Origin of the sequence: Pseudomonas sp. NCHU5216, from assembly GCF_052156495.1 — a bacterium.
GTDB lineage: Bacteria > Pseudomonadota > Gammaproteobacteria > Pseudomonadales > Pseudomonadaceae > Aquipseudomonas.
Genome location: NZ_JBQLIX010000019.1, coordinates 47,175 through 69,261 on the forward strand (window position 1 = coordinate 47,175; position 22,087 = coordinate 69,261).

Annotated in this window: 18 protein-coding genes; 9 read left to right on the forward strand and 9 right to left on the reverse strand. The window is 63.7% G+C overall.

The window, feature by feature from the left end:
• Positions 1 to 36 precede the first annotated feature (36 nt).
• The 8 genes from ACSVIK_RS14755 to ACSVIK_RS14790 form a co-directional block, all read right to left on the reverse strand.
• Positions 37 to 1,959 (reverse strand): PrkA family serine protein kinase, encoded by a 1,923-nt coding sequence (locus ACSVIK_RS14755; protein ID WP_442445026.1) that lies wholly within the window; start codon positions 1,957 to 1,959, stop codon positions 37 to 39.
• A 281-nt stretch (positions 1,960 to 2,240) separates the two neighbouring features.
• The gene (gene glpE / locus ACSVIK_RS14760) at positions 2,241 to 2,570 is read right to left on the reverse strand and encodes a thiosulfate sulfurtransferase GlpE (RefSeq protein WP_442445027.1); all 330 of its coding nucleotides are present in this window, start codon (positions 2,568 to 2,570) and stop codon (positions 2,241 to 2,243) included.
• A gap of 23 nt (positions 2,571 to 2,593) precedes the next feature.
• Positions 2,594 to 3,412, reverse strand: coding sequence for a symmetrical bis(5'-nucleosyl)-tetraphosphatase (locus ACSVIK_RS14765; RefSeq protein WP_442445028.1), 819 nt, complete (start codon positions 3,410 to 3,412; stop codon positions 2,594 to 2,596).
• Positions 3,413 to 3,679: 267 nt separating this feature from the next.
• Positions 3,680 to 4,060, reverse strand: coding sequence for a Co2+/Mg2+ efflux protein ApaG (gene apaG / locus ACSVIK_RS14770; protein WP_268181069.1), 381 nt, complete (start codon positions 4,058 to 4,060; stop codon positions 3,680 to 3,682).
• A 29-nt stretch (positions 4,061 to 4,089) separates the two neighbouring features.
• Complete coding sequence (gene rsmA / locus ACSVIK_RS14775) at positions 4,090 to 4,893, reverse strand: 16S rRNA (adenine(1518)-N(6)/adenine(1519)-N(6))-dimethyltransferase RsmA (protein WP_442445029.1); 804 nt, start codon at positions 4,891 to 4,893, stop codon at positions 4,090 to 4,092.
• Between the two features lie 121 nt (positions 4,894 to 5,014).
• Positions 5,015 to 6,025, reverse strand: a complete 1,011-nt coding sequence (pdxA, locus tag ACSVIK_RS14780) for a 4-hydroxythreonine-4-phosphate dehydrogenase PdxA (RefSeq protein WP_442445030.1) — start codon at positions 6,023 to 6,025, stop codon at positions 5,015 to 5,017.
• Between the two features lie 99 nt (positions 6,026 to 6,124).
• Positions 6,125 to 7,417 (reverse strand): peptidylprolyl isomerase SurA, encoded by a 1,293-nt coding sequence (gene surA / locus ACSVIK_RS14785; protein WP_442445031.1) that lies wholly within the window; start codon positions 7,415 to 7,417, stop codon positions 6,125 to 6,127.
• Positions 7,398 to 10,163 (reverse strand): LPS-assembly protein LptD, encoded by a 2,766-nt coding sequence (locus ACSVIK_RS14790; RefSeq protein WP_442445032.1) that lies wholly within the window; start codon positions 10,161 to 10,163, stop codon positions 7,398 to 7,400. The genes surA and ACSVIK_RS14790 overlap by 20 nt, the downstream gene beginning before the upstream one ends.
• Before the next feature lie 124 nt (positions 10,164 to 10,287).
• Here ACSVIK_RS14790 and ACSVIK_RS14795 point away from each other — a divergent pair, with 124 nt between their 5' ends.
• Genes ACSVIK_RS14795 through ACSVIK_RS14805 form a run of 3 tightly spaced genes read left to right on the forward strand, consistent with a single transcriptional unit; the run spans position 10,288 to position 12,743 of the window.
• The gene (locus tag ACSVIK_RS14795) at positions 10,288 to 11,313 is read left to right on the forward strand and encodes an aminoglycoside phosphotransferase family protein (RefSeq protein WP_442445033.1); all 1,026 of its coding nucleotides are present in this window, start codon (positions 10,288 to 10,290) and stop codon (positions 11,311 to 11,313) included.
• Positions 11,310 to 11,981 carry an N-acetylmuramate alpha-1-phosphate uridylyltransferase MurU gene (murU, locus tag ACSVIK_RS14800; protein ID WP_442445034.1) on the forward strand — a complete coding sequence of 224 codons (672 nt, stop codon included), beginning with the start codon at positions 11,310 to 11,312 and terminating at the stop codon, positions 11,979 to 11,981. The genes ACSVIK_RS14795 and murU overlap by 4 nt, the downstream gene beginning before the upstream one ends.
• Entirely contained in the window at positions 11,982 to 12,743 is a 762-nt protein-coding gene (locus tag ACSVIK_RS14805; RefSeq protein ID WP_442445035.1) for a DnaJ domain-containing protein, read from the forward strand.
• A gap of 36 nt (positions 12,744 to 12,779) precedes the next feature.
• On the opposite strand, the gene ACSVIK_RS14810 is transcribed toward ACSVIK_RS14805, so the two are convergent.
• Positions 12,780 to 13,763, reverse strand: a complete 984-nt coding sequence (locus tag ACSVIK_RS14810) for an alpha/beta hydrolase family protein (RefSeq protein ID WP_442445036.1) — start codon at positions 13,761 to 13,763, stop codon at positions 12,780 to 12,782.
• A 116-nt stretch (positions 13,764 to 13,879) separates the two neighbouring features.
• On the opposite strand from ACSVIK_RS14810, the gene ACSVIK_RS14815 reads away from it, so the two are divergent.
• The 6 genes from ACSVIK_RS14815 to ACSVIK_RS14840 all read left to right on the forward strand — a co-directional run bounded on the left by ACSVIK_RS14815 (position 13,880) and on the right by ACSVIK_RS14840 (position 22,045).
• Positions 13,880 to 16,288, forward strand: coding sequence for a PAS domain-containing sensor histidine kinase (locus ACSVIK_RS14815; protein ID WP_442445037.1), 2,409 nt, complete (start codon positions 13,880 to 13,882; stop codon positions 16,286 to 16,288).
• The gene (locus tag ACSVIK_RS14820; protein WP_442445038.1) at positions 16,285 to 16,914 is read left to right on the forward strand and encodes a response regulator; all 630 of its coding nucleotides are present in this window, start codon (positions 16,285 to 16,287) and stop codon (positions 16,912 to 16,914) included. The genes ACSVIK_RS14815 and ACSVIK_RS14820 overlap by 4 nt, the downstream gene beginning before the upstream one ends.
• Before the next feature lie 360 nt (positions 16,915 to 17,274).
• Positions 17,275 to 18,372: an ABC transporter ATP-binding protein gene (locus tag ACSVIK_RS14825; protein ID WP_442445039.1), complete on the forward strand. Its 1,098-nt coding sequence runs from the start codon at positions 17,275 to 17,277 to the stop codon at positions 18,370 to 18,372.
• 53 nt (positions 18,373 to 18,425) lie between these two features.
• Positions 18,426 to 19,457 (forward strand): ABC transporter substrate-binding protein, encoded by a 1,032-nt coding sequence (locus ACSVIK_RS14830; RefSeq protein ID WP_442445040.1) that lies wholly within the window; start codon positions 18,426 to 18,428, stop codon positions 19,455 to 19,457.
• Positions 19,458 to 19,765: 308 nt separating this feature from the next.
• The gene (locus ACSVIK_RS14835; RefSeq protein WP_442445041.1) at positions 19,766 to 21,013 is read left to right on the forward strand and encodes an ABC transporter permease; all 1,248 of its coding nucleotides are present in this window, start codon (positions 19,766 to 19,768) and stop codon (positions 21,011 to 21,013) included.
• A 204-nt stretch (positions 21,014 to 21,217) separates the two neighbouring features.
• The gene (locus ACSVIK_RS14840) at positions 21,218 to 22,045 is read left to right on the forward strand and encodes an ABC transporter permease (protein WP_442445042.1); all 828 of its coding nucleotides are present in this window, start codon (positions 21,218 to 21,220) and stop codon (positions 22,043 to 22,045) included.
• The last annotated feature ends 42 nt before the right edge of the window (positions 22,046 to 22,087 follow it).

Sequence of the window (22,087 nt, forward strand, 5' to 3'; positions counted from 1 at the left end):
TTTCTTGCCGCTTGAGGCTTGCAGCTTGCGGCTGCTTTATTGCGATTTACGTACCCGCAGGTACCACTCGGACAGCAGGCGTACCTGCTTCTCGGTGTAGCCGCGCTCGACCATGCGTTTGACGAAGTCGTTGTGCTTCTGTTGTTCCTCTTTGCTGCCCTTGGCGTTGAAGCTGATGACCGGGAGTAGATCCTCGGTGTTGGAGAACATTTTCTTCTCGATGACCACGCGCAGCTTCTCGTAGCTGAGCCAGGTGGGGTTCTTGCCGTTGTTGTTGGCGCGGGCGCGCAGCACGAAGTTGACGATCTCGTTGCGGAAGTCCTTCGGGTTGCTGATGCCGGCCGGCTTCTCGATCTTCTCCAGTTCCTCGTTGAGGGCGACACGGTTGAGGATTTCGCCGGTTTCCGGGTCGCGGTACTCCTGATCCTGAATCCAGAAGTCGGCGTAGAGCACGTAGCGGTCGAAGATGTTCTGCCCGTACTCGCTGTAGGACTCCAGGTAGGCGGTCTGGATTTCCTTGCCAATGAATTCGATGTAGCGCGGCGCCAGATATTCCTTGATGTAGCGCAGGTAGCGCTCGCGCACTTCGGCTGGGAACTGTTCCTGCTCGATCTGCTGCTCCAGCACGTAGAGCAGGTGCACCGGGTTGGCGGCCACCTCGTGCGGGTCGAAGTTGAACACCTTGGAGAGGATCTTGAAGGCGAAGCGGGTCGACAGGCCGTTCATGCCTTCATCGACACCCGCGCTGTCGCGGTATTCCTGGATCGACTTGGCTTTCGGGTCGGTGTCCTTGAGGTTCTCGCCGTCGTAGACGCGCATCTTCGAGTAGATGTTGGAGTTCTCCGGCTCCTTGAGGCGGCTCAGCACGCTGAACTGGGCGAGCATCTTCAGGGTGTCCGGGGCGCAATGGGCCTTGGCCAGCGAGCTGTTGATCAGCAGCTTGTCGTAGATGCGGATCTCATCGGTGACGCGCAGGCAGTAGGGCACCTTGACGATGTAGATGCGGTCGATGAAGGCTTCGTTGTTCTTGTTGTTGCGGAAGCTGTGCCACTCCGATTCGTTGGAGTGGGCCAGCAGGATGCCGCTGTAGGGAATCGCGCCGAGGCCTTCGGTGCTGTTGTAGTTGCCTTCCTGGGTGGCGGTCAGCAGCGGGTGCAGTACCTTGATCGGCGCCTTGAACATCTCGACGAATTCCATCAGGCCCTGGTTGGCCCGGCACAGCGCGCCCGAGTAGCTGTAGGCGTCGGCGTCGTTCTGCGGGAATTCCTCCAGCTTGCGAATATCCACCTTGCCCACCAGGGCGGAGATGTCCTGGTTGTTCTCGTCGCCCGGCTCGGTCTTGGCCACGGCGATCTGGTTGAGGATCGAGGGGTAGAGCTTGACCACGCGGAACTGGCTGATGTCACCGCCGTATTCCTGCAGACGCTTGGTGGCCCAGGGCGACATGATCGAATTGAGGTAGCGGCGCGGGATGCCGTAGTCCTCTTCGAGGATGGCGCCATCCTCGGCGGCATTGAACAGCCCCAGCGGCGACTCGAATACCGGCGAACCCTTGATGGCGTAGAAGGGCACCTTCTCCATCAGTTGCTTGAGCTTTTCCGCCAGCGAGGATTTACCGCCGCCAACCGGGCCCAGCAGGTAGAGGATCTGTTTCTTCTCTTCCAGGCCCTGCGCGGCGTGGCGGAAGTAGGAGACGATCTGGTCGATGCACTCTTCCATGCCATGGAAGTCGGCGAACGCCGGGTAACGACGGATCACCTTGTTGGAGAAGATGCGCGACAGGCGTGGGTCGCTGGAGGTATCCAGCAGTTCCGGTTCGCCAATGGCCATCAGCAGACGTTCGGCTGCAGAGGCATAGGCGCTACGGTCCTGCTTGCACAGTTCGAGGTACTCCTGCAGCGAGTACTCCTCCTGGCGGGTCGCCTCGAAACGTTGTTGGAAGTGACTGAAAATGCTCATGACTTCACCTCGCTCGATGCTGGATGCTGGGCGTGGGTCGTCGGGCGAGTAGGTGCTGGGAGGCTCCGGCCGGAGAGCGCCGGGATCAATCCCCCAAATCCTAAAGATCGTTACCGATGGCCCTGTGCCGGTTGGCCGGCTCTATCTTGCTATGGATGGCCTGAGTAAGAGAATAGTTCTTTCTGGCGGGGGTCAAGCAGTGCGCAACGATAAGTGGATGTTGCCATCCGTCGGAAGAGGGCTGCAGACCAAGGCCAGCGCGGCCTGCAGCTCGCGAAAAATTATTCTTCGCTGCTCTGCGCGATAGCGTCCGGGTAGGTGGCGCGCCACAGCTCGAAACCACCGTCGAGGCTGTAGACGTCGGCAAAGCCCTGGCCCACCAGATAGGCGGCAGCGCTCTGGCTGGAATTGCCGTGGTAACAGGCTACGATCAGCGGGGCATCGAGATCGGCCTTGGTGATGAAGTCATGCAGGGAGTGGTTGTCCAGATGACGGGAGCCGACGATGTGACCGTTAGCGAAACTCTGTGGGTCGCGGATGTCGACCACGACGGCACCCTGTTCACGTAGTGCCTGGGCCTGTTGCGGGGAAATACGCTTGAATTCGCTCATGGTTGGGCCTTGGGGTTGAGGTGCTAAGCCTGTGGGCAGGTGCAGCGATGCAGCTCGCCGCTGTCGACATCGAGCAGGGTCATGGCGCCGCCCCAGACGCAGCCGGTGTCCAGTGCGTACAGGCCGGGTTCCTGGCAGTTGCCCTCCAGTGCCGCCCAATGACCGAAGATGATCTTCTCGCCGCGCATCTTGCGCTGGGGGTGGCTGAACCAGGGAGCGAAGCCGGCCGGGGCGCTGCCGATGCCTTCCTTGCTTTTGAGGTCGAGGGTGCCGTCCGCGCTGCAGAAACGCATGCGGGTGAAGTAGTTGGTGATCACGCGTAGGCGCGTCACACCGTGCAACTCCTTGCTCCACTTGGCCGGCTCGTTGCCATACATGCCATCGAGAAACAGTGGCAGGCGAGCATCGTCACGCAGAACCTCCTCGACTTCGGCGGCGCGACGCAAGGCCTTGCTCAGCGTCCATTGCGGCGGGATGCCGGCATGCACCAGGGTGACCTTGCGGTCGGCATCATGATGCACCAGCTTCTGCAGGCGCAGCCAGTCGAGCAGGTCGGCGCGATCCGGGGCGTCGAGAATTTCCTGCAGGGTATCGCCCTTCTTCATGCGCTCGATATTGTGCGCCACGGCCAGCAGGTGCAGGTCGTGATTGCCCAGCACGCAGGTCACCGCATGGCGGATGGAGTAGAGGAAACGCAGGGTTTCCAGTGATTGCGGGCCACGGTTGACCAGATCGCCGACCAGCCACAGCCGGTCGTGCGCCGGGTCGAAAGACACCTGCTCGAGCAGGCACTGGAGTGGCTTCAGGCAGCCCTGCAGGTCGCCGACGGCATACACCGCCATTAGGGTCTACCCCCGTTTCGTCGTGAGCTGCGTTGCTGTGAAAAATGGCACCAAGTAAGGCGTGAGGCGCAGGTAATGGTCGCTCCCTTGCCAAGCCTCGCAACGCGACATGGTGCAATTTTTCGCGCAACCCGAAGGGCCGGGCCATTTTTGGCGCGATGCTGCGTTATTCGTCGTTCATTTGGAATAACCAAACTTCTCTCCTCATGCCTTGCCTCGCGCAAAAAATGGCTCCGGCGCGGCCACGAACGAAACGGGGGTAGACCCTTAGTGCAACGCCCCGGGTACTGCCAGGCGGAAGGGGGCAATGGGCGCATCGAAGCGTTCGCCGTCTTCGGCGAGCATCTGGTAGCTACCTTGCATGGTGCCGACCTGGGTGGTCATCACCGTGCCGCTGCTGTAGGTGTGACTGGCGCCTGGCTCGATATGCGGCTGTTGGCCGACCACGCCGGCGCCACGTACCTCCTGCACGCGGCCATCGCCGTCGGTGATGATCCAGTGGCGCGACAGCAGTTGGGCGGCCAGCTCACCCTGGTTGACGATGGTGATGGTGTAGGAAAAGGCGTAGCGGTTCTGCTCCGGCTGCGACTGCGCAGCCAGGTATTCGGTGGTGACGCTGACGTCGATCTGGTAACGAGGGTCGGACATGCAGGAAACTCTTCGAGCCTGTTGGCAGTTTAGACCGGGCTGGCGGCCTGGTGCGTGGCGAATTGGTCGGCCAGACGCACGAAGGCGGCCAGATCGAGTTGTTCCGGGCGCAGACTGCCATCGACGCAGGCGGCCTCGATGGCTTCGGCCGGCAGCAATTGCTTGAGGGTGTTGCGCAGGGTCTTGCGCCGTTGGTTGAAGGCTTCGCGCACCACGCGCTCGAGCAGGCGTGGATCCTGGGCGGGGTGTGGCAGCGTCTCGTGCGGCACCAGGCGGACGATGGCCGAGTCCACTTTGGGCGGCGGGTTGAAGGCGCCTGGGCCGACGTTGAACAGGTGCTCCACACGGCAGTGGTATTGCACCATGATCGACAGGCGGCCCCAGTCGCCCCCACCGGGCTCGGCAGCCAGGCGCTCGACCACTTCCTTCTGCAACATGAAATGCATGTCACGGATCACAGGCGCATTGTCCAGCAGATGGAAAATCAGCGGCGTGGAGATGTTGTACGGCAGGTTGCCGACCACGCGCAGGCTGCGAGGCGCTGCGTTGAGGCGAGCAAAGTCGAATTTCAGCGCGTCGCCCTGGTTGAGGGTGAAGCGTGGCTCGTCGCCGAACTTGGCCTGCAGGATGGGGATGAGGTCGAGATCCAGCTCGATCACGTCGAGCTGTGCGCCGCTGCCCAGCAGGCCTTCGGTCAATGCGCCCTGGCCCGGGCCGATCTCCAGCAGACGCTCGCCTTCCTTGGCGCGAATGGCGCGCAGGATACGGTCGATCACGCCGGCGTCATGGAGAAAGTTCTGGCCGAAACGCTTGCGCGCGCGGTGTTGGTGCATAAAGCGGCTCCAAGCGGCAAGCTTCAAGCTGCAAGCGATAAGCTAGAGCATGAAGCGAAAAGGTAGACCGCCAAGCTTATCAGTTGATCCCGGAGGCGGCACCCTCTCTGCTTCACAGCTTTTAACTTGAGCCTTGTTGCTGGCCGCTTGTCGCCGCCACCATCTGGTAGGCCGTTTCCAGCGCCACCTGCAGGCTGCCGGTATCGATCCGCCCCGTCCCTGCCAGGTCGAGGGCGGTGCCGTGATCCACCGAGGTGCGGATGATCGGCAGGCCCAGGGTGACGTTCAGCGCCGCGCCGAACCCCTTGAACTTGAGCACTGGCAGGCCCTGGTCGTGATACATGGCCAGCACGGCGTCGGCCTGCTCGAGATACTTCGGTGTGAACAGGGTATCGGCTGGCAGCGGACCGATCAGCTGCATGCCTTCGGCGCGCAAGCGCTGCAAGGCCGGTTCGATGACTTCTATCTCCTCGCGGCCCAGGTGCCCGCCTTCGCCGGCATGGGGGTTGAGCCCACAGACCAGGATGCGTGGCGCGGTGATGCCGAACTTGCTCTGCAGGTCGCCATGCAGAATGCGTGTGACTCGTTCCAGGCGCTCGGCGGTTATGGCCGACGCGACGTCCTTGAGGGGCAGGTGGGTAGTCACCAGCGCCACGCGCAGACCACGGGTGGCCAGCATCATCACCACCTGCTCGGTGTGCGTCAGCTCGGCGAGGAACTCGGTATGCCCGGAGAAGACAATGCCCGCCTCGTTGATCACGCCCTTGTGCACCGGCGCGGTGATCATCGCGGCGAATGTGCCATCCAGGCAGCCCTGGCCGGCGCGGGTCAGGGTTTGCAACACGTAGTAGGCATTGGCTGGGTTCAGCCTGCCGGGCGTACTCGCTTCGGCCAATGGCGTATCCCAGATGTAGAGGCTACCGGCAGGGGCCGGCGCTTGCGGCCAGTGACCGGGGCCAACCTCGTGCAACTCGATGGCGAGCCCCAGTCGCTCGGCGCGTTCGCTGAGCAGTTGACGGCTGGCGATCGCGACCAGAGCCGCAGGCTGCGCCTCACGGGCCAGCAGCAGGCACAGGTCGGGGCCGATGCCGGCGGGCTCGCCTGGGGTCAGGGCAAAGAGGGGCTGGGGCATCGCGCTTTCTCGGTGAAGGCAGGGGTATCAGTCTAAGCGCCTTTGGCTCGGGATGAAAAAGCCCGGCGCTGGGCCGGGCTCTCTCATTGCGTCATGTGCTTACAGCTTGATCTCGACGTAGGCTTCGTCGCGGATCTGGCGCAGCCAGGTCTGCAGCTCCTCGTCGTACTTGCGATTGCGCAGCACGTTGGCGGCCTGTTGCTTGCGGAACTCTTCGCTGTTGTCGGTAGCGCGGCGTCCCAGCACCTGCAATACATGCCAGCCGTAAGGGCTCTTGAACGGCTTGGAAACCTCGCCGCTAGGCGTGTTGTTCATGACTTCGCGGAACTCGGGTACCAGCGCGTTCGGGTCGATCCAATTGAGGTCGCCACCATTGAGCGCCGAGCCCGGATCTTCGGAGAAATTCTTCGCCAGCTCGGCGAAGTCTTCCCCGGCGAGGATACGTTGATAGAGACGCTCTACCAGGCGGCGGGTTTCCGCTTCGCTGCGAATCTCGCTGGGCTTGATCAGGATGTGGCGAACGTGCACCTCATCGCGCACCTGGGTGTCGCCGCCACGTTTCTCGATCAGCTTGATGATGATGAAACCGCCAGGCGTACGTACCGGCTCGGTGACTTCGCCGGGCTTCAGCGCGCTGATCATGGTGTCGAAGGGGGGCGGCAGTTGCCCGGCTTTGCGCCAACCCATCTCACCACCTTCCAGGGCGTTCTCGCTGGCCGAGCGGGCCACGGCGAGCTGGGCGAAATCGGCGCCTTGCTGCAGTTGCTGATACAGCTCCTGCGCCTGCCGCTCGGCGGCTTGAATCTCGCTGGAGGAGGCGCCTTCGGCCACCGGAATGAGGATGTTGGCCAGACGGTATTCTTCCGAGAGTTGCATCTTGCCGAGATCGGAGGCGAGGAAGTTCTGCACCTCCTGGTCGGTGACCTGGATGCGTTCGGCGACACGGCGCTGACGCACGCGGCTGATGATCATCTCGCGGCGCACCTGATCGCGGGCGTCGGCATAGGACAGGCCGTCGCGTGCCAGGGCCTCACGGAACTGCTCCAGGGTCATGCCATTGCGTTGGGCGATGGTACCCATGGCCTGGTTCAGCTCTTCGTCGCTGATGCGAATGCCGGAGCGTTCGCCGATCTGCAACTGGATGTTCTCGATGATCAGGCGTTCGAGCACCTGCTGTTTCAGGACATGCTCTGGCGGCAGGGCCGCACCGCGCTTGGTGATGGTTTGCTGCACTTCGCGCAGGCGCGCATCGAGTTGGCTCTGCATGACCACGTCGTTGTCGACGATGGCCACGATACGATCCAGCGGGCGCACTTCGGCATGCGCCGTCGCCGCCAGCAGCGCTGCGCCCAACAGCAGGGAGCGCAGGCAATCAGTAAGCTTGGTCTTCACGTTCACGGTAACCTTGAATGCCTTGGTCGAGGAAAGTTTCCACCTTGTTGCCGACAACGCCGCCGAGGCCCTTGAGGACGATCTGCAGGAAGATGCCGCGGTCGGCTTCATCGTTGCGCGACGGGTTGAGGCTGACTTCGTCGTAGTCGACCCAGTAACGGTTGATCAGGCGCAGTTTCCAGCAGCAACTGTCGTACTCGAAGCCTCCGAAGGCTTCCAGGGTGCGATTGCGGTTGTAGTCGTACTGCCAGCGCGAGATCACGCTCCACTGCGGAACGATCGGCCAGATGACGGAGAAGTCATGTTGGCTGATCTTATAGTAGTCCTTGATGTAGCCGGGGGTGCCCGGGGTGCCGTAGTCACCACCGCCGACCAGCCACTTGCCGCTCGCCTGGTCATACCGAACGGTATCGTTACGGTAGCGATAGCCCAGGTTGACCACCTTGTTCGGGTTGTCTTCGGGCTGGTAGTGGAACATGGCGCTGCCGGAACGGGTGCGGCGCTGATCCGGATCCCAGTTGAAGGTGGAGTTCAGACGCCAGTCGCGGTTGAAGCGGTACTGGTGCTCGAGTGCGTAAGGCGATACGGATGCGGTGGCATCGTCGCGGTCGCGGTAGTCGATGCCCGGCATCTGAACCTTGCGATCCTCGAAGTAGAACGCCTGGCCAACGCTGATGCGCTGACGCTCGAAACCGTTTGGCTCGATCCAGCGGCTGGTTACGCCCAGCGATAGCTTGTTCTCGTCGCCGATGCGATCCTTGCCGCTGAAACGGTTCTCGCGCCACAGCGAGGCATAGCTGAAGCTGCTCTCGCCCGTATCGAACACTGGAATATCGGTCTGATCTTCTTCCGGTACATAGAGGTAGAAGGCGCGCGGCTCCAGGGTCTGGCGGTAGTCCTTGCCGAACAGTTGGGTATCGCGATCGAAGTACAGGCCGCTGTCGACGCTGAACAGGCCCAGGCCACGGTTCTGGCTGCTGCTGTACTGCTGTTCTGGCAGCAGGCTTGCCTTGCCCTGGCTGTCCAGGGTCAGGTCGTAATGGGTCTGCAGGTACTTGATCTGCGGCTTGATGAAGCCCCAGCTCGCATTCATCGGCAGGCTGACCGAGGGTTCCAGATGCAGGCGCTCGCCATTGGCGCGAGCCAGGCCGGTAACAAAGGTGTCATACCAGCGCTGCTCGGCGACACCATCCTCGTTGATGAAGTTGCCGGAGCGCAGGTCACGGTCGAACTTCACGTACTCGGTGGAGTAGGCGAAGTTCAGACCGCCCGGCTCGAAGGGCAGCTTGCCGTCGAGAGTGAGCTGCGGCAGACGGTCGTAGGGCGTGATATCGGTGATGTTCGCCAGCTCGTAGGCATGCAGATTCAAACGCGCGGTGTAGTTGTCGCCACGGTAGGTCAGCGTGCCGCGCTGGTTGACGTAGGAACCGTAGGAAATGCCCAGGTCGCTGCGCAGATCCTGGAAGTAGTAAGGGTCGCTGATATCGGTGTAGTCGACCTCGGCAAGCAGGCGCGAGTCGAGGCCCTGCTTGTGCTGCCAGCTATACATCCAGCGCTGGTCTTCGTACTCGGACTGCAGCTTGCGCTTGTCGTCCTTGTCGTTGAGCCAGGCGCCACCGATCTGACCTTCGCTGCTCTTGGTCAGGTAGCGGAACTCGCCTTCCATGAGCAGGCCGCGCTTGGCCATGTAGGTGGGGTAGAGCGTGGCATCGTAGTTCGGCGCCAGGTTGAAGTAGTAGGGCGTCTGCAGCGAGAAGCCGGTGTCGCTCGAGGAGCTGAAGCTCGGCGGCAGGAAGCCGGACTGGCGGCGGTCGTCGATCGGGAAATAGATATACGGGGTATAGAAGACGGGGAAGTCCTTGACCCGCAGCGTCACGTTGGTGGCGGTGCCGAAGCCAGTGGCCGGATTCAGGGTGACGTTGTTGCCCTTCAGTTGCCAGGCGTTGTCGCCCGGTTCGCAGCGGGTATAGGTACCGTCCTTGAGGCGCACGATGGCGGTCTCTTCGCGCTTGGCATAGAGCGCGCTGCCGCGTACGTGGGCCTTGTGCAGCACGTACTCGGCGTTGTCGATCTTGGCCTCGCCGTTGTCCAGTTGCAGCTCGGCGCGGTCACCCACCACCAGCATGCCCTTGTCACGCAGGCGCACGTTGCCGACCAGCTCGCCACGGTTCTCGGCCTGGTGCAGGCTGGCCTCGTCGGCCTCGACCTGCATGCCGGACTGGCGCAATACCACGTCACCGGCCAGTGTCGCCACCTGTTGCTCCTGCTCGTAGCGCGAGGCCTTGGCAGACACGAACATCGGCGCTTCGTCCAGCGGCGTGGTGTCGTCCATGCCCGGGCGCAGCGGTTCGACATAGGCACCGGCGCAGTAAGGGCCGGCTTCGGCCAGTTGCGCGGCGGTCAGCTTGTCGCGTGGCACCCAGTCGAGGTGGCTGTAGTCGGCGCTGCGCGAGGCCAGGGCGCGGCCCTTGCTCTCGGTCACCAGGGTGGGAGCGGCTTCCTGCCTGGCGCTTGCGGTTGTCTGCGTAGTGCCGGTGCTCACACTGCTCTGGCTGTGCACAGGGCGTGGCGGCAGGGAGCTGGCGGCGGTTTTCGGCGCACAGGCCCAGCCACCGCTCGGCGAGGCCGAGCAATCGTACTGCTCGGCAGCGAACGTCTGTAAGCTGAAGGCAGGCTGTAAGGCCAGGAGGCTGCCGGTCACCAGCAGCGGGAACTTCTTGCGGAACGCGGGGTGTTTTACTGCCATCTTGTTAGTCCGGGCTTCCTGCGCGCTACCGGCCCAGGGGCCGCACGCCTCTCGATGGGCTGAAAAAGATGCTGGATAATAAAGCATGACCCGCGCAACGGCTAGCGCCGTCGGAGACCCCTTGATGTCCGAACACGATGTACGTCTGCAACAGCTACGAACCTGGCTCGCCGAGAAACTGCCTGCACTCTTCGCTGCACGCGGTTGGGGCGAGGTGCCGCAGGCCGAACTGACGGCGGCCAGCAGCGATGCCAGTTTTCGCCGTTATTTCCGCTGGCAGGCTGGTGAACGCAGCCTGATCCTCATGGATGCACCGCCGCCGCAGGAGAACTGCGCGCCCTTCGTGCGTATCGCTGCCTTGCTGGCCAGTGCCGGAGTGCATGTGCCCGAAGTGCTGGCGGCCGATCTCGAGCAGGGTTTTCTGATTCTCGATGACCTGGGGCGCCAGACCTACCTGGAGGTGATCGACGCGGACAATGCCGATGAGCTGTTCGACGACGCCATCGAGGCCTTGCTGTTGCAGCAGCGCCTGCCGCTGGATGGCGATCTGCCGCATTACGACGAGGCCCTGTTGCGCCGCGAGCTGCAGCTATTTCCCGAGTGGTACGTGCAGCGCCATCTGGGCCGCACCTTCACCCCTGAGCAGGAGGCCGCCTGGCAGCGTGTCAGCCGTCTGTTGATCGACAGCGCCCTGGCCCAGCCCAAGGTGCTGGTGCACCGCGACTTCATGCCGCGCAACCTGATGCGCAGCACGCCCAATCCCGGCGTGCTGGATTTTCAGGATGCCGTCTACGGCCCCGTCACCTACGACATCACCTGCCTGTTCAAGGATGCCTTCCTCAGTTGGCCGGAAGAGCGTGTGCGGGGCTGGCTGCAAGACTACTGGCAGCGCGCCGGGCAGGCCGGTATCCCGGTGCAGCCGTCGCTGGATGAGTTCCTGCGCGCCAGCGACCTGATGGGCGTGCAGCGCCACTTGAAGGTGATCGGCATCTTCGCGCGCATCTGTCATCGCGACGGCAAGCCCAAGTACCTGGGCGACGTGCCGCGTTTCTTCTCTTATATCCAGGCGGTGCTGGCGCGTCGGCCGGAGCTGGCCGAGCTGGGTGAGCTGTTCGCCAGCCTGGCGATAGAAGAAGGGGCTCATGCATGAAAGCGATGATTCTCGCCGCCGGCAAGGGCGAGCGTCTGCGCCCGCTGACCCTGCATACGCCGAAACCGCTGGTAAAGGCGGCTGGCACGCCCCTGATCGACTATCACGTTCACGCACTGGCCGCCGCGGGTTTTACCGAGCTGGTGATCAATCACGCTTGGCTCGGTCAGCAGATCGAGGATCATCTTGGCGACGGCGCGCGCTTCGGTCTGCGTATCGCTTATTCGCCCGAAGGCGAGCCGCTGGAAACCGGTGGCGGTATCTTCAAGGTCTTGCCTTTGTTGGGTGACGAACCTTTCGCGGTGATCAACGGCGACATCTTCACCGATTACCCCTTCGCCGAGTTGCGCAAGCCCCTGGCAGGCCTGGCCCATCTGGTGCTGGTGGACAATCCGGCGCATCACCCGCAGGGCGATTTCATCCTGCATCAGGGCCAGGTTCATGACGCTGCGACAGACGGTGAGCGCCTGACCTACAGCGGCATTGCCGTACTCAGCCCCGCGCTGTTCGCTGGCTGCAAGCCGGGAGCCTTCAAGCTGGCGCCGCTGCTGCGCGAGGCGATGGCGGCAGGGCAGGTCAGTGGTGAACGGCATGACGGCTGCTGGATCGATGTCGGCACCCACGAGCGCCTGGCCGAAGTCGAGCGCTTGCTGCAGGAGGCGCGCTAGGTGTTGTGGCCCGCGACCCTGCTGGGGGCGGCGGCCGGGCTGGCGCTGGCCAGCATCCCCGGAGCCTTGCTGGGCGGCCTGCTCGGCCAGGTGCTGGATAGGCGCCTGCGTCTGCATGGCTGGGCCAACCTGCGCGAGCGCCTGGGCGGGCGTCCGGCACCAGCGGATGATGACCTGCTGTTCCTCATGCTCGGGCGCCTGGCCAAGAGCAATGGTCGGGTGCTGCAGAGCCATATCCAGCAGGCCCGTTCGGAAATGCAGCGCCTGGGCCTGGATGTCGACGCGCAGCGTCGTGCCATCGACGCTTTCGCCCGTGGCAAGACCGCGCGTGACAACCTGCGCGTGCCCTTGCAGCGCCAACGCGAGCGAGCCGAGGCATTGCTGCGTGCCTGCTGGCGCATGGCCTGGGTCGATGGCCGGGTAGCGCCCGACGAGCATGAACTGATCCTGCTCTGGGGCAAGTGGCTGGGGTGGGAGACGGCCGCGCTGGAACGCCTGAACGAGGAGTACGCCCCCAAGCGCAGTCAGCAGCCGGCACCCTCGGGGGGCAGCTATCAGCAGGCCCTGCAGTTACTGGGGGTCAGCGAGAGCAGCGAGCCCGAGCAGATCAAGCGTGCCTACCGGCGCTTGCTCAGCCGCCATCACCCGGACAAGCTGGCCGGCTCGGGTGCCTCGGCCGAGCGCATTCGCGAGGCGACCGAAACCACGCGGCAACTGCATCAGGCCTATGCGTTGATTCGCCAGCGCCGGGGCATGCGTTAGAGGTCGCGCCGACCTGGCCAAGGGGCAATAGTTGCGCTAGCTGCCACTGGTGCGGATATGCAGTTTCAGCCAGCCGCGCAGGCGCCGGAAGAGTTGCTCCTCCTGCACCGGCAGATTGCCCGGCAAGGCTTTCATCGCCACCTGTATGTAGACAGGCAGTTTGGCGCGCTTGCTGGCATTCAGGCGGCGTACGGCCGCCTGACGGTCGTCGGTGCGATCCTTGTAGTAGAAGTCGCCGGTGGCCACCGGCAGTTTCGCCACCAGTTCATCCAGAGGCGGAGTGAAGCCAGCCGGTACTTCGGCAGCAACCAGCAGCAGGTTGTGCAGGTTATCCGGCTTGCGCTCGTTGAGATAGCGCATGGCCCAGTAGCCGCCGCTGCCATGGCCCAGCAGGACGATCTCCTTGGCCTGGCGCTCGGCGGCAAAGGCGACGGCCGCGTCGATGCGCGCCATCACCCGTTGCGCATGGGCCTCGCGGCGTTGTTCCGGGCTGGGCACGGCAGGTTCGTCTGCTGCTGGTGTTGCGGGCGCTGCCTGTGGCGGCGTGTCCTGGGCGGCGTGCGTTTCTCCGCTGGGCTCCGCTGGCGGAGTCTCGGTGGGGGCTGCGCTGCGCGGTGGCAGGGGGGCGCCTTCCGGGTCGGGCAGGGTCAGGCTCAGGCTGTGCCAGCCGGCGTCGGGCAGTTTGCGCCGCAGCGGGCCGATGACAGTGGCTTCGTCGGCATTCTCCACGTCACCCGGCAGCAGAATCACCACGCCCTCGGGTTCGCCGACATTGGCTGGCAGCCACAGGGTGAGGAAGCTTTCATCCTGCGCCTTGAGCATCTGCTGTTCGCGCTTGTCCAGACGTTCCTCCAGCGCCTGCGCTTCGAGCACGCTACGCTCGGGCAGCGGCGGGCGCTCCTCGCTGGTCGGCGCTGGGCTCTCGCTGGCTGGCGCAGTAGTGTCGGCAGGCTCTTCGGCCCAGGTCATGGCAGCGAACAGCAGGCCGAAGGCGAGCAGGGCAGCAGAGGTGGGGCGCATCGGCAGTATCTCCAGAGGCGAATGCCATGAGCCTAATGCGAGGCGATGTTTTTGTCAGGCGTACGAACCCCGACTGGGGTAACTTAGCGCGTCGCATCCGCAGAACCCTTTCGCGCATGAAATCGCTCGTCCGTCTCCTTGGCTGTCTTTTCCTGCTGCTCGGCAGCCAGCCTGGCTGGGCCGAGAGCGAGCGCATGCCGTTGCGTCCGGCGTTCGATGCCGAGCAGCAGGCCTGGCTGGCCGCGCACCCGACGCTGCGTGTCGGTCTGGTGTTGCGGGCACCTTGGGCACAGGTGGAGCGCAACCGGCATCTGGCCGGCGCCAATGTCGAGTTGATGCAGCGCTTGCTCGAGGCCATGGGGGTAAAGCCGGATTGGCGCCTGTATCCCACGCAGGAGGCGTTGGACAAGGCCGTGCAGGCCGGTGAGGTGGATCTCGCGCCTGGGCAGCAGCAAACCCCTGCCGGCTTGCGCCTGTGGCATTACTCCATGCCTTATCTGCGCGTGCCACATCTGGTGGTGGGCGAGCGCAATGGCACTGGTGCGGTGGATCTGGATCAGCTCGCGCTGGAGCAGTTGGTGGCGGTGCGCGCGCCCAGTCAGGCCGAGGAGTACCTGGAACGCACCCACAGCAACCTGCGTCTGCTGAAGGTCGGCTCCGAGCGCGCTGCGCTGCAGCGGGTGGTCAATCAGGACGCCGATTACGCCGTGGTCGATGAGGCAACGTTGAGCCTGCTGCTGCGTGAGTCGCGTTTCGCCGGCCTGCACATAGTGGGTGATATCGGCTTGCCGCAGTTGCTGCGCCTGGCCACGCGGATCGATGCGACGGAGCTGGCCGCCATTGTCGATCGCACTCTGCAGGCCTTGCCCGCCCGTGAGCTGGAAGATCTGCGTGAGCGCTGGCTGCCCCTGCGTTATCCGCAGATGAGTGACTTCGTTGGCTTCTGGAAGACCCTGAGCCTGTTTTTCTGCCTGTCGTTGCTGATTGCCGGCACGGCGCTGTATCGCCAGCATCAGCAGACCCGCCTGCTCGAGCGTGGCTTGCTGGACGCACGTGGCGAACTGGATCGCCACCAGCAGGCCGCCGAGGCGCTACGCCTGAGCCAGTTCTCCATCGATCACAGCACCGTCGGCATCCTCTGGGTTAACTGGGACAGCCACCTGCGCTATGCCAACCGGGCCGCCGAACGCATGCTCGGTTATGCCGCTGGCGAACTGGTGGACAAGCCGCTGAGCCTGCTGGAGCCAGGCCTGAACATGGATCGCTGGCTTGGCCTGTGGAAGCGCGTGCGCGAGCAGGACGAGGGGTCGCCAAGCTTCGAGATCGATTGCCTGCGCGCCGATGGCAGCCGTATGCCGGCCGACGTTTCCTTGAGCTTTCTGCGCTATCGCCAGGCCGAATACCTGGTGGTGTTTCTCAGCGACGTCACCGAACGCCGTCGGGCGCGAGCGGCATTGGAGGAGAGCGAGGCGCGCTTCAAGGGCATCGCCGGCAACGTGCCCGGGCTGGTGTTTCGCCTGGAGCGTGCTGGCCCGGGGGCGGTGGTCAATTTCGCCTATATCAGTGAGGCCAGCCAGGAGATGGTCGGTTGGCCGGCGCACGAGCTGCAGTGTGAAGATCGTGGCATACGCAGCCTGGTGCATCCGCAGGATCTACCCAGTTATCTCGATAGTCAGACGCTGGCGCTGGAGGGGGAGAGCGACTGGTACTGGCAGGGGCGCATCCTCACCGCCGATCAGGAGGTGCTGTGGGCCGACATTCGCACCACCGCGCGCCCGCTCGGCAATGGCCGGGTCGTTTGGGACGGGATTCTCTGGGATATCACCGAGAACAAGCTGGCCGAGCTGGCCCTGGCTGATTCGCGGGCGCGCCTGCGCGAGCTGTCGGCGCACCTGGAAAGCGTGCGTGAGGAAGAGAAAGCGCGTATTGCCCGCGAGGTGCATGACGAACTGGGCCAGGTGCTGACCGTGCTCAAACTGGAAACCGCCATGTGCGAGCTGGCCTGCGCCGGGCAGATTCCCGAGCTGGACGAGCGTCTTGCCAGCATGAAGCGCCTGATCGCCCAGCTCTTCCAGTTGGTGCGCGATGTGGCCACGGCACTGCGCCCGCCGATTCTCGATGCCGGCATCGCCTCGGCCATCGAATGGCAGGTGCGCCGTTTCGAGGATCGCACGCAGATTCCCTGTCTGGTCGAGGTGCCCGAGCACCTGCCGCGCCTGCCCGATGCCCTGGCCATCGGCCTGTTCCGCATCCTCCAGGAGGCGCTGACCAACGTCATGCGGCATGCCGGTGCGCACAGCGTCGAGGTACGCCTGTGGCAGGCGGACGGCGACCTGTGCTTGTCGGTGGCTGACGACGGCAAAGGCTTCGATCCGGCGTTGCGCAAGCCGGGGCAATCCTTCGGCCTGGTGGGCATGCAGGAGCGCATGCTGATGCTTGGCGGCCGCTTGCAGATTGACAGCCAGCCTGGCGAGGGCACTACCCTGTGTGCGCGCATAGCCCTGGATGAGGAGATCACCGCGTGATTCGGGTACTGGTGGCCGAAGACCACACCATAGTGCGGGAAGGCATCAAGCAACTGATCGGCATGGCCCGCGATCTCGAAGTGGCGGGTGAAGCCAGCAACGGCGAGCAACTGCTCGAGGTGCTGCGCCGCACCCCCTGCGACGTGGTGCTGCTGGACATCTCCATGCCCGGCGTCAACGGGCTGGAGGCCATCCCACGCATCCGTGCTCTGAGTGAAGCACCGGCGATCCTGGTGCTGTCCATGCATGACGAGGCGCAGATGGCCGCCCGCGCGCTCAAGGCGGGTGCCGCCGGTTACGCCACCAAGGACAGCGACCCGGCGCTGCTGATCACCGCCATTCGCAAGGTCGCTGGCGGTGGCCGTTATATCGACCCGGCGCTGGCCGACCGCATGGTCTTCGAGGTGGGCCTGACCGATTCGCGCCCGCCCCATGCGCAATTGTCCGAGCGCGAATTCTCGGTGTTCGAGCGCCTGGTGCGCGGCGAGGGGGTCAACGACATAGCCTTGCACCTGGCGGTGAGCAACAAGACCGTGAGCACGCACAAGGCGCGGCTGATGCAGAAGCTGGGGGCCAATTCGGTGGCCGATCTGGTGCGCTACGCCATGCAGCACCGACTGCTGTAGGGTGCGCTGTGCGCACCAATGCGTTGAAGCCGAAATATCGGTGCGCACAGCCTAGGCGGCCCCGCGACACCCTACGGGCTGAGCGACCGCTCCTGCAACACGCGGTTGTATGGCCGGCGTAGGGTGGATGACGCTCTTTTCATCCACCGTTGCAATATGGGCACATCCGCTAGGCGGCCCCGCGACACCCGGGCTGACCGATCCGTCAAAGCAGAGTTTCCCACTCGGAATTTGTAGGGCGAGCCCTACAGGAGATTCTCCGCCCGCCTGATATCAGCTTGTCATCCCGCCCGATTTTTTCGCCCATTGTCACCGGCCTACTCTTGGTCATCGGCCTGAGACAAGAACAAGGGTGTGGTGATGGCAAACGATGTACTGGTGAGCTTCCGCGGCGTGCAGAAGAGCTATGACGGCGAGACGCTGATCGTCAAAGACCTCAACCTGGATATCCGCAAGGGCGAGTTTCTGACCCTGCTCGGCCCGTCCGGTTCCGGCAAGACCACCAGCCTGATGATGCTGGCCGGTTTCGAGACACCCACCGCTGGCGAGATCCTCCTCGATGGCCGCTCGCTGAACAAACTGCCGCCGCACAAGCGCGACATCGGCATGGTGTTCCAGAACTACGCGCTGTTCCCGCACATGACCGTGGCCGAGAACCTGGCCTTCCCCCTGAGCGTGCGCGGCATGTCGCGCACCGATATCAGCGAGCGGGTCAAGCGCGCATTGTCCATGGTGCAGCTCGACAGTTTCCGCAACCGCTACCCCGGCCAACTCTCCGGTGGCCAGCAGCAGCGCGTGGCCCTGGCCCGTGCGCTGGTGTTCGAGCCGCAACTGGTGCTGATGGACGAACCGCTCGGCGCACTGGACAAGCAACTGCGCGAGCACATGCAGATGGAGATCAAGCATCTGCACCAGAGCCTGGGCGTGACCGTGGTCTACGTAACCCACGATCAGGGCGAGGCACTGACCATGTCCGACCGCGTGGCCGTGTTCCACCAGGGCGAAATCCAGCAGATCGCGCCGCCACGCGAGCTTTACGAAACCCCGCAGAACACCTTCGTCGCCCAGTTCATCGGTGAGAACAATCGTCTGCCGGGGGAACTGCTCAGCCGTGATGGCGAGCAGTGCGTGGTGCGTCTGGCGCGTGGTGAGGAGATCAAGGCCACGGCGGTCAATGTCGGTGCCGTGGGCGAGCCGGTAAGCCTGTCGATCCGTCCCGAGCGTATCCGCCTCAATGGCCACAGCGAAGCCTGCCCCAACCGTTTCTCCGGGCGCATCGCCGAGTTCATCTACCTGGGTGACCACGTGCGCATTCGCATGGAGGTCTGCGGTCAATCCGATTTCTACGTCAAGCAACCCGTGGCCGAGTTGGACTCAACTCTGGCGGTTGGTGACCTGGTTCCGCTCGGCTGGTCTGTCGAGCATGTCCGCGCGCTGGATCCACTCCAAGCCGAGTGAGCCTTGCGCGCAGTGCTGCACCTTTACCCCGTAACACAGAGGAGCTGATAAGAATGACGAAATCCCTGAAGCTCGCGGCCTTGGCCCTGGGTGTTAGCTGTGCCATGCCGGCACTGGCGGCGGATCTGACCGCGGTTTCCTTCGGCGGCGCGAACAAGGCGGCGCAAGTCAAGGCGTTCTACGAACCCTTCGAGAAGGCAACCGGCAACAAGGTGATTGGCGGTGAATACAACGGTGAGATGGCCAAGGTCAAAGCCATGGTCGACACCAACAGCGTGAGCTGGGATCTGGTGGAAGTGGAGTCGCCGGAGCTGGCCCGTGGCTGTGACGAAGGCCTGTTCGAGGAGCTCGACCCGGCGCAGTTCGGCGATGAGGCCAACTTCATCGAAGGCGCCATCCAGCCCTGCGGCGTCGGCTTCTTCGTCTGGTCCACGGTGCTGGCTTACAACGCCGACAAATTGAGCACCGCGCCGACCAGCTGGGCCGATTTCTGGGACGTGAAGAAATTCCCGGGCAAGCGTGGCCTGCGCAAGGGCGCCAAGTACACCCTGGAGTTCGCCCTGATGGCCGACGGCGTGCCGGTCAAGGACGTGTACAAGGTATTGGCCACCAAAGAAGGCCAGGATCGCGCGTTCAAGAAACTCGACGAGCTGAAACCCAACATCCAGTGGTGGGAAGCCGGCGCCCAGCCGCCGCAGTACCTCGCCTCCGGTGACGTGGTGATGAGCTCGGCCTACAACGGCCGTATCGCCGCCGTGCAGGACGAGAGCAACCTGCAGGTGGTATGGAATGGCGGCATCTACGACTTCGACTCCTGGGCCATCCCCCGTGGTGCCAAGAACGCCGAGGTGGCCAAGGAATTCATCGCCTTCGCGGTCAAGCCCGAGGCGCAGAAGGCCTACTCCGAGAACATCGCCTACGGCCCGGCCAACAAGCAGGCCATCGACCTGCTGGCGCCGGAGCGTCTGAGCCTGATGCCGACCACGCCGGAAAACATCGCCAACCAGGTGGCCATCGACGTGACCTTCTGGGCTGACTATGGCGAGCAGTTGGAGCAGCGTTTTAACGCCTGGGCTGCGCGTTAAGAACCTATTCACGACCTGCTGCGCGTCGGCGCTGCTGCGTTAAAAACACGTTCGGAAAGCCGCTTGCGGCTAACGCACTTCAGTGCGGCCCCCTCGGGGCGAGTGAAACGAGTCATGCTCATTTACAGCTCGTAAAGTCGCCCGCGACTCCGACCGTTCCTCACGTGTTTTGACCAGCCGAAGGCTGTTACTAACGTAGCGCCTTGCATCGCTCTATCTCGCCAGCTCGTGAACAGGTTCTGCGACTCGATCCGGCCCCGCCCTGCGGCGGGGCCGTCTGAATTTTCTTCTTGCTTGCGGAGTTGTCCATGGCCGCCGTACTGCCTGCCAACGATTTGCCCGGGCCGAACCTGAAGCAGCGTCTGGCCCGTGCCGAGCGTTTCAATCGTCTGAAGTCCAAGGCACTGATTCTGCCGCTGTTGCTGTTCCTTCTGCTGACCTTCCTGCTGCCCATCGGTGCCCTGCTGCTGCGCAGCGTGGACAACCCGGAAGTGGTCGGCAGCCTGCAGCGTACCGTCGAGGCGATTGCTGCCTGGGATGGTCGCGGTTTGCCGGAAGAGCCGGTGTACCGGGCGATAGCCGAGGATCTGGTCGAGGCACGACGCAAGCATGATCTGGGTGACCTGTCCAAGCGCCTGAACATGGAGCAGGCCGGCTTTCGCAGCCTGGTCAGCAGCACCGCGCGCAAGCTGCCTCTGCGTCAGGAGCCGGCCTCCTACCGCGACGCTTTCCTCGATCTCGATGAGCGCTGGGGTGACCCTGCCTACTGGCAGGTGATCCGCCGTAACGCCTCGTCGGTCACTCCCTATTACCTGCTGGCCGCCCTCGATCACCGCATCGACGACCTCGGTGAGCTGGCCAAGGCCACGCCGGATCAGGCCATCTACCTGGACATCTTCGCCCGTACCTTCTGGATGAGCGTGGTGATCACCGCCATCTGCCTGGTGCTGGCCTATCCCTTGGCCTACCTGTTGGCCAACCTGCCGACCCGCCAGGGCAACCTGCTGATGATTCTGGTGTTGTTGCCGTTCTGGACCTCGATCCTGGTGCGGGTGGCAGCCTGGATCGTGTTGTTGCAGTCAGGGGGGCTGATCAACAGCGCGCTGATGTCGCTGGGCATTATCGAGCAGCCGCTGCAACTGGTGTTCAACCGCAGCGGCGTATACGTGGCCATGGTGCACATCATGCTGCCGTTCATGATCCTGCCGATCTACAGCGTGATGAAAGGCATCTCGCCCAGCTACATGCGTGCGGCGGTGTCGCTCGGTTGCCACCCGTTCGCCAGCTTCTGGCGGGTGTACTTCCCGCAGACCCTGGCCGGTGTCGGCGCTGGTTGCCTGCTGGTGTTCATCCTGTCCATCGGCTACTACATCACCCCGGCGCTGCTGGGTAGCCCGAACGACCAGATGATCAGCTACTTCGTCGCCTTCTACACCAACACCACCATCAACTGGGGCATGGCCACGGCTCTCGGCGGCCTGCTGCTGGCCGCGACCCTGGTGCTCTACGTCGTGTATAGCTGGCTGGTTGGCGCCAGCAAGCTGAGGCTTGGCTAAAAGCGGTCTGCGTAGCAGACCATCTGATGACCCTCTCCCGCTTGCGGGAGAGGGTGCCCGAAGGGCGGGAGAGGTTGTTTGTTTCGGCACCACCGCCTCTCGGTAACCGAACCCGGGAGAGTGGCGCAGCAAGAGCGCCCTCTCCCCCAGCCCCTCTCCCATAAATGTGAGAGGGGAGCTTGAAAGCTCACTGGAGTAAAACCCATGCTCAGCCCCTATATGTCACCCGTCGAGCGCCTCTGGTACTACGGCCTGCGCCTTATCTGCGCCCTGGTGCTGCTGTTTCTGATCCTGCCGGTGCTGGTGATCGTGCCGCTGTCGTTCAACTCCGGCACTTTCCTCGTCTACCCGCTGCAGGGTTTCTCACTGCGCTGGTACGAAGATTTCTTCATGTCCGCCGACTGGATGCGCTCGCTGAAGAACAGCCTGATCATCGCCCCGGCGGCGACGATGCTGGCCATGGGCTTCGGCACTCTGGCGGCCATCGGCCTGACCCGTGGCGAGTTCCGTGGCAAGGCGCTAGTGATGAGCCTGCTGATCTCGCCGATGATCGTTCCGGTGGTGATCATCGGTGTCGCCAGCTACCTGTTCTTCGCGCCGCTGGGCCTGGGCAACAGCTACCTATCGCTGATTCTGGTGCATGCGGTACTGGGCGTGCCCTTCGTGATCATCACCGTGTCGGCCACGCTGCAGGGCTTCAACCACAACCTAGTGCGCGCCGCCGCCAGCCTCGGCGCCTCGCCGATCACCACCTTCCGCCGCGTCACTCTGCCGCTGATCGCGCCCGGGGTGATCTCCGGTGCGCTGTTCGCCTTCGCTACTTCGTTCGATGAAGTGGTGGTGACCCTGTTCCTCGCCGGCCCCGAGCAGGCCACCCTGCCACGGCAGATGTTCAGCGGCATCCGCGAGAACCTGTCGCCGACCATCGCCGCCGCCGCCACGCTGCTGATCGGTTTTTCCGTTCTGCTGCTGCTGACCCTGGAATGGCTGCGTGGGCGTAGCGAAAAGCTGCGTACCTCCACGCCGGAATAGCGCGCTACGCCTGCAGGATCGAGGCCTCGCCGGGCAACCGAC

Coding starts and splice junctions, on each gene's coding strand:
- apaG (WP_268181069.1), bottom strand. CDS start 4,060: ATGTCCGACCCTCGTTACCAGATCGACGTCAGCGTCACCACCGAATAC.
- ACSVIK_RS14815 (WP_442445037.1), top strand. CDS start 13,880: ATGAAATCGCTCGTCCGTCTCCTTGGCTGTCTTTTCCTGCTGCTCGGC.
- ACSVIK_RS14810 (WP_442445036.1), bottom strand. CDS start 13,763: ATGCGCCCCACCTCTGCTGCCCTGCTCGCCTTCGGCCTGCTGTTCGCT.
- ACSVIK_RS14795 (WP_442445033.1), top strand. CDS start 10,288: ATGTCCGAACACGATGTACGTCTGCAACAGCTACGAACCTGGCTCGCC.
- ACSVIK_RS14825 (WP_442445039.1), top strand. CDS start 17,275: ATGGCAAACGATGTACTGGTGAGCTTCCGCGGCGTGCAGAAGAGCTAT.
- pdxA (WP_442445030.1), bottom strand. CDS start 6,025: ATGCCCCAGCCCCTCTTTGCCCTGACCCCAGGCGAGCCCGCCGGCATC.
- ACSVIK_RS14765 (WP_442445028.1), bottom strand. CDS start 3,412: ATGGCGGTGTATGCCGTCGGCGACCTGCAGGGCTGCCTGAAGCCACTC.
- glpE (WP_442445027.1), bottom strand. CDS start 2,570: ATGAGCGAATTCAAGCGTATTTCCCCGCAACAGGCCCAGGCACTACGT.
- ACSVIK_RS14830 (WP_442445040.1), top strand. CDS start 18,426: ATGACGAAATCCCTGAAGCTCGCGGCCTTGGCCCTGGGTGTTAGCTGT.
- ACSVIK_RS14790 (WP_442445032.1), bottom strand. CDS start 10,163: ATGGCAGTAAAACACCCCGCGTTCCGCAAGAAGTTCCCGCTGCTGGTG.
- murU (WP_442445034.1), top strand. CDS start 11,310: ATGAAAGCGATGATTCTCGCCGCCGGCAAGGGCGAGCGTCTGCGCCCG.
- rsmA (WP_442445029.1), bottom strand. CDS start 4,893: ATGCACCAACACCGCGCGCGCAAGCGTTTCGGCCAGAACTTTCTCCAT.
- ACSVIK_RS14755 (WP_442445026.1), bottom strand. CDS start 1,959: ATGAGCATTTTCAGTCACTTCCAACAACGTTTCGAGGCGACCCGCCAG.
- ACSVIK_RS14835 (WP_442445041.1), top strand. CDS start 19,766: ATGGCCGCCGTACTGCCTGCCAACGATTTGCCCGGGCCGAACCTGAAG.
- ACSVIK_RS14840 (WP_442445042.1), top strand. CDS start 21,218: ATGCTCAGCCCCTATATGTCACCCGTCGAGCGCCTCTGGTACTACGGC.